The following is a 5,974-nucleotide window of genomic DNA, read 5'->3' as shown; positions in this document are numbered from 1 at the left end:
TTCGCGGCGGCGACCGCCGGTGCGCCTCGGTGCGGCGCTGGGCCGGCTGAACGGGACCGCCCGCGCGGGCGGGGCTGCGAGGTGGCGGCGGTGACACCGGACGACGTCATGATCATCGTGATCGCGGGGCTGCTGTCCACCGCGTGCGCGCTGCTCGGTGGCTTCCTGTTGTTGCGCAGGCAGGCGCTGCTGCCGGACGCGGTCAGCCACGCGGTGCTGCCCGGGATCGTGCTGATCTTCCTGCTCACCGGGGAACGCGGCTCGCCGGTGACCGTGCTCGGGGCGACCGCGTTCGGGGTGCTGTGCGTGGCGGGGTTCGAGTGGCTGCGGCACACCGACCTCGTCGGGTCGGACGCCGCCCTGGCGCTGGTGTTCCCCGCGCTGTTCTCGCTGGGCATCCTCGGCATCAGCCGCTACGCCTCGGGGGCGCACATCGACCTGGACTCGGCGATCTACGGCGACATCACGTTCGCCCCGCTGCGCACCGTGGATCTCGCCGGCACTCCGGTGCCGTCGTCGCTGCTGGTGACCGGGGCCGCGGCCGTGGCGACGGTGCTGTTCGTCGTGCTGCTGTGGCGGCCGTTGCAGGCGAGCACGTTCGACCCGGACTTCGCCGAGTTGGGCGGTCTGCGCGGGCGGGCGGTGCAGCGGATGCTGCTGGTGGCCGTGGCCGGGGTCGCGGTGGTGGCCTTCGACAGCGTCGGCGCGATCCTGGTGATCACGTTCTTCGTGGTGCCCGCGGCGACGGCCCGCCTGCTGGCCCGCGGCCTGGGCGGCATGCTGCTGCTCGCCGTGGCCGTCGGCTGGATCGCCTCGGCGGTGGGTCACCGCGCCGCGCTGGTGTTCGACTCCTCCATCCCCGGCACCATCGGCCTCACCACCGGCCTCCTCTTCCTGCTGGCCCTCGCCACCACCCGGGTGAGTCACCTCCTGAGCCGCTCACCCTGAGTGTTGCCGTGAGGGGCACTTTCCCTGCGTGTGACGCAGCGAATGTGCCCCTCACGGCGCCCGGTGCAGGGAAGGTGCCCTTCACGGCAACCCACCTACGTGGGTGAGGGCGCGGGGGGGGTTACTTGCGGAGCTCCAGGGTGCAGCATTTGGGGCCGCCGCCGGATTTGCGGAGTTCCGAGATGTCCAGGGGGATCGGCTCGTAGTCGCGGACCGTCAGGCGGTCGGCGAGGCCGGTCGCCTCCACCGGGAGGACGACGTTGCGGCCGTCGGAGACGGCGTTGAGACCCAGGCAGGCCGCGTCGTCGGCGTCGGCGAGCACGGCGTCCGGGAACAGCCGCTCCAGCGTGCGGCGGGAGCCCGGGGAGAACGCCCCGGGGAAGTACGCCACCTGGGCGGGTTCGGTGTCGGTGGCCTCGGCGAGCACGAACAACGCCGTGTCGAGGTGGTAGAAGCGCGGGTCGGTCAGCCGCAGGGACACCACCGGCACCCCGAGCACCTCCTGCGCCTCGGCGTGCGCGGCCGGGTCGGTGCGGAAGCCGGTGCCCGCCAGCAGCACCCGCCCGGTCCAGGCGAAGTCGCCCTCGGCCTCGTTCACCCGCGTGGGCATCGTGACGTCCCGGAAGCCGTTCTCCACGAACCAGCGGCGGAAGTGCTCCGCCTCCGCGGCCCGCTCCGGCGCGCGGAACCGGGCGCCCAGCACCCGCCCGTCGAGCACGGTGCCGGAGTTCGCGGCGAAGACCATGTCCGGCAGGCCCTCCCGCGGTTCGATCTCGGACACCGAGTGGCCGAGCCGCCGGTAGGTGTCCCGCAGCACCGTCCACTGCTCCATCGCGCGGTCGGCGTCGACGGGCACGTCCGGGTCCATCCACGGGTTGATGACGTAGTCCACGGCGAAGTACCGCGGCGGGCACATGAGGTACTGGCGAGGCACGGGTACGCGCATACTTCGAATGTATGGTGCGTGTGATCCGGCTATCAATTGTCAGCAGTTGCGCATCAGTGTGCTAAACGTTGCGTGTGAACACCCTGGATCAACGCATCGTTTCGTGCCTGGTGGCCAACGCGCGGTCGAGCTACGCGGAGATCGGTGACGTCGTGGGTCTGTCGGCTCCCGCCGTCAAGCGCCGCGTCGACCGGCTGCTGGACAGCGGCATCCTGCGCGGCTTCACCGCCGTGGTCGACCCCGAGGCGCTCGGCTGGGGGACGGAGGCGTTCGTGGAGGTGCACTGCCAGGGCAACGTCTCCCCCGCCCGCATCCGGGCACGCCTGGAACCGCTGCCCGAGGTCGTCGCCGCCTACACGGTGTCCGGGGCGGCCGACGCGATCGTGCATCTGCGTGCGGCCGACATCCACCATCTGGAGGACGCGCTGGAACGCCTGCGCGGGTTGGAGATCATCGACCGGACGGTGTCCACGGTCGTGTTGTCCACATTGTTGGAACGCCCGCCGGACCCCGGCCGGTGAGGGCAGACTCCGGGTGTGGGCGCCGGGCGCCGTCCCGATGGTTGGGACCGCCATACCCTGTTACCGCCGGTCACGGGTAAGCCGGATCACACCACACCACGCCCGCCGAAAACACCAAGTAATCTCGAAGTATAGGAGCGCGGGGCGCGCCGAAACCGGGAGAGAGGGAACCGCTGGCCCATGAGCACGAGCGCGAACGGCGACGAATCGGACGGCACGGTGTCCGCGGAGCGGCCGACGGAGGTCAGCAAGCTCGACCGGGTGGTGATCCGCTTCGCGGGCGACTCCGGTGACGGCATGCAGCTCACCGGTGACCGCTTCACCTCCGAGGCCGCCGCGTTCGGCAACGACCTGGCGACCCTGCCGAACTTCCCCGCCGAGATCCGCGCGCCGCAGGGCACCATCCCCGGCGTCTCCAGCTTCCAGGTGCACTTCGCCGACTACGACATCCTCACCCCCGGCGACCGCCCGGACGTGCTGGTGGCGATGAACCCCGCCGCCCTCAAGGCCAACCTCGCCGACGTGCCGCGGGGCGGCACGGTGATCGTGAACGAGGACGAGTTCACCAAGCGCAACCTCTCCAAGGTCGGCTACGAGGCGAACCCGCTCACCGACGACACGCTGGAGGCGTTCGAGGTCCACCGGGTCGCCATGTCCGGGCTCACCCAGGGCGCCCTGGCCGACACCGGCCTCGGCAAGAAGGACGCCGAGCGCTGCAAGAACATGTTCGCGCTGGGCCTGCTGTCCTGGATGTATCACCGGCCCACCGAGGGCACCGAGGCGTTCCTGCGGGAGAAGTTCGCCAAGAAGCCGGAGATCGCCGAGGCGAACGTGCTGGCCTTCCGCGCGGGCTGGAACTACGGCGAGACCACCGAGGCCTTCGCCACGACCTACGAGGTCGCCCCCGCGAAGCTGCCGAAGGGCACCTACCGCCAGATCACCGGCAACACCGCGCTGGCCTACGGCCTGGTGGCCGCCGGGCAGCGCTCCGGGCTGGACGTGCTGCTGGGCACCTACCCGATCACCCCGGCCTCGGACGTGCTGCACGAGCTGTCCAAGCACAAGAACTTCGGCGTCACCACGTTCCAGGCCGAGGACGAGATCGCCGGGATCGGTGCCGCGCTCGGCGCCTCCTACGGCGGTGCCCTCGGGGTGACCTCGACCTCCGGGCCGGGCATCGCGCTGAAGTCGGAGACCATCGGGCTCGGCGTGATGATCGAGCTGCCGCTGCTGGTCATCGACGTGCAGCGCGGCGGCCCGTCCACGGGGCTGCCCACCAAGACCGAGCAGGCCGACCTGCTGCAGGCGATGTTCGGCCGCAACAGCGAGTCGCCGGTGGCGGTCGTGGCGCCGTCCACGCCCGCGGACTGCTTCGACATCGCCCTGGAGGCCGCGCGCATCGCGTTGACCTACCGCACCCCGGTGCTGCTGTTGTCCGACGGTGCGATCGCCAACGGCTCCGAACCGTGGCTGATCCCGGACGTCGAGCACCTGCCGGACCTGCGGGTGCGGTTCGCCGCGGAGACCAACGCCGCCGACGGGTCGGACGAGTTCTGGCCCTACGTGCGCGACCCGGAGACGCTGGCCCGCGAGTGGGCCGTGCCGGGCACGCCCGGCCTGCAACACCGGGTCGGCGGACTGGAGAAGGCCGACGGCAAGGGCAACATCTCCTACGACCCGGACAACCACGACCACATGGTGCGGCTGCGCCAGAACAAGATCGACGGCATCGACGTGCCGGACGTCACCGTGGACGATCCCAGCAACGGTCAGGCGCGGGTGCTGGTGCTCGGCTGGGGCTCCTCCTACGGGCCGATCGGCGCGGCGTGCCGCCGCGTGCGCAGCCGGGGCATGGCGGTGGCGCAGGCGCACCTGCGGCACCTCAACCCGCTGCCCGGCAACCTCGGCGACGTCCTGCGCTCCTACGACACGGTCGTGGTGCCCGAGATGAACATGGGCCAGCTCGCCATGCTGCTGCGGTCGAAGTACCTGGTCGACATCCGCTCGCACACCAAGGTCGCCGGGCTGCCGTTCAAGGCCGAGGAGCTCGAAGAAGTCTTCACCGATGTGATCAAGGGGGTCGTGGCCGCATGACCGCCGACGTACTCGTGACCGCGGAGGCAGCGAAGTGACCGCCACCGATCTCGGTCTGCCGGCCATCGGCGGACTGGACCTGGTACCCAGCACCGACGAGCAGCAGAAGGCCAAGGACTACAAGTCCGACCAGGAGGTGCGCTGGTGCCCCGGGTGCGGCGACTACGTCGTGCTCAACACCATCCAGTCGTTCCTGCCGAACCTGGGCCTCAAGCGCGAGAACATCGTGTTCGTCTCCGGGATCGGGTGCTCGTCGCGCTTCCCGTACTACATGAACACCTACGGGATGCACTCCATCCACGGCCGGGCGCCCGCGATCGCCACCGGGCTGGCCACGACCAGGCCGGACCTGTCGGTGTGGGTGGTGACCGGCGACGGGGACGCGCTGTCCATCGGCGGCAACCACCTGATCCACGCGCTGCGGCGCAACGTCAACATCACGATCCTGCTGTTCAACAACCGGATCTACGGGCTGACCAAGGGCCAGTACTCGCCCACCTCGGATCAGGGCATGGTCACCAAGTCCACCCCGATGGGGTCGGTGGACACCCCGTTCAACCCGGTCTCGCTCGCGCTCGGGGCCGAGGCCACGTTCGTGGGCCGGGCGCTGGACTCCGACCGCAAGGGTCTGAACGAGGTGCTCGGCGCCGCCGCGCAACACCGCGGCTCGGCGCTGGTGGAGATCTACCAGAACTGCCCGATCTTCAACGACGGCGCGTTCGAGGTGCTCAAGGACTCCGACGAGGCGGCCCGCCGGATCATCCCGCTCACCGCCGGGGAACCGATCCGGTTCGGCCCGGAGGGCGAGTACGGCGTCACCCGCAGCGGCTGGGGTGGTCTGGAGGTCGGCAAGGTCTCCGAGATCGGGGAGGACAACCTCGTCGTCCACGACCCCACGATCACCGACACCGCGTACGCCTTCGCGCTGTCCCGGCTGGGTGACCAGAACCTGACCAACACACCCACCGGTATCTTCCGGCAGGTCCAGCGCCCCACCTACGACGACCGGGCGCGCGAGCAGGTCGAGCAGGCCCGGCACGCCAAGGAGCCGGACCTGCAGGCGCTGCTGCGCGGCAAGGACACCTGGACCGTCGAGTAACACCCGGGCCGTCGAGGAGGCGGGACCCCGCCGCCCGGAGTCCGCGGTCCCCGCGGCCGCGGACTCCGGGCCTACGGTGGCCGGCCCCGGGTCGGTCGGCCCGGTGCCGGCCGTCAGCCGTTCAACGGGCGGAAGCCGACCCGTTCGGCGTCCTCCGGTGTCCGGAACCACACCTCGGCGACCATCTTCGGGAAATCCGGGGAGCGCTCGTCGCAGTACCGCAGTGCGGTGACACTGGCCTTGACGGTGTAGTCCGGCGAGGGCCGCTCCCCGCCCGGCAGGGGCATCGCCGAGCCGGGTCCGAACGGGCCCGGCGTGCGCTCGGACGCGCCCGGGTTGCCCCGTGCGGGTGGGTTCCCGCCCCCG

At 70.9% G+C, this 5,974-nt stretch carries 6 protein-coding genes; 4 read left to right on the top strand and 2 right to left on the bottom strand.

The window, feature by feature from the left end; translation table 11 throughout:
- Positions 1-90: 90 nt before the first annotated feature.
- Entirely contained in the window at positions 91-948 is an 858-nt protein-coding gene (locus tag ACTIR_RS0101870) for a metal ABC transporter permease (protein ID WP_026453016.1), read from the top strand.
- 121 nt (positions 949-1,069) lie between these two features.
- On the opposite strand, the gene ddaH is transcribed toward ACTIR_RS0101870, so the two are convergent.
- The gene (gene ddaH / locus ACTIR_RS0101865; RefSeq protein WP_084789278.1) at positions 1,070-1,894 is read right to left on the bottom strand and encodes a dimethylargininase; all 825 of its coding nucleotides are present in this window, start codon (positions 1,892-1,894) and stop codon (positions 1,070-1,072) included.
- Positions 1,895-1,968: 74 nt separating this feature from the next.
- On the opposite strand from ddaH, the gene ACTIR_RS0101860 reads away from it, so the two are divergent.
- The 3 genes from ACTIR_RS0101860 to ACTIR_RS0101850 all read left to right on the top strand — a co-directional run bounded on the left by ACTIR_RS0101860 (position 1,969) and on the right by ACTIR_RS0101850 (position 5,608).
- Entirely contained in the window at positions 1,969-2,415 is a 447-nt protein-coding gene (locus ACTIR_RS0101860) for an Lrp/AsnC family transcriptional regulator (RefSeq protein WP_026453014.1), read from the top strand.
- Positions 2,416-2,595: 180 nt separating this feature from the next.
- Complete coding sequence (locus ACTIR_RS0101855; RefSeq protein ID WP_026453013.1) at positions 2,596-4,509, top strand: 2-oxoacid:acceptor oxidoreductase subunit alpha; 1,914 nt, start codon at positions 2,596-2,598, stop codon at positions 4,507-4,509.
- A gap of 34 nt (positions 4,510-4,543) precedes the next feature.
- Complete coding sequence (locus ACTIR_RS0101850; RefSeq protein ID WP_026453012.1) at positions 4,544-5,608, top strand: 2-oxoacid:ferredoxin oxidoreductase subunit beta; 1,065 nt, start codon at positions 4,544-4,546, stop codon at positions 5,606-5,608.
- Positions 5,609-5,721: 113 nt separating this feature from the next.
- Here ACTIR_RS0101850 and ACTIR_RS21170 read toward each other — a convergent pair.
- The coding region (locus ACTIR_RS21170; protein ID WP_034237866.1) for a sunset domain-containing protein at positions 5,722-5,974 on the bottom strand (253 nt) is incomplete at its 5' end.

Origin of the sequence: Saccharomonospora iraqiensis subsp. iraqiensis, from assembly GCF_000430445.1 — a bacterium.
GTDB classification, from domain to species: domain Bacteria; phylum Actinomycetota; class Actinomycetes; order Mycobacteriales; family Pseudonocardiaceae; genus Saccharomonospora; species Saccharomonospora iraqiensis.
Note: the sequence above shows the minus strand (reverse complement) of the source record. Positions and strands in the feature narration are given on the sequence as shown.

What these genes read in the sequence shown, in the direction of transcription:
- ddaH (WP_084789278.1), bottom strand. Translation starts at nt 1,894, where the DNA reads ATGCGCGTACCCGTGCCTCGCCAGTACCTCATGTGCCCGCCGCGGTAC.
- ACTIR_RS0101855 (WP_026453013.1), top strand. Translation starts at nt 2,596, where the DNA reads ATGAGCACGAGCGCGAACGGCGACGAATCGGACGGCACGGTGTCCGCG.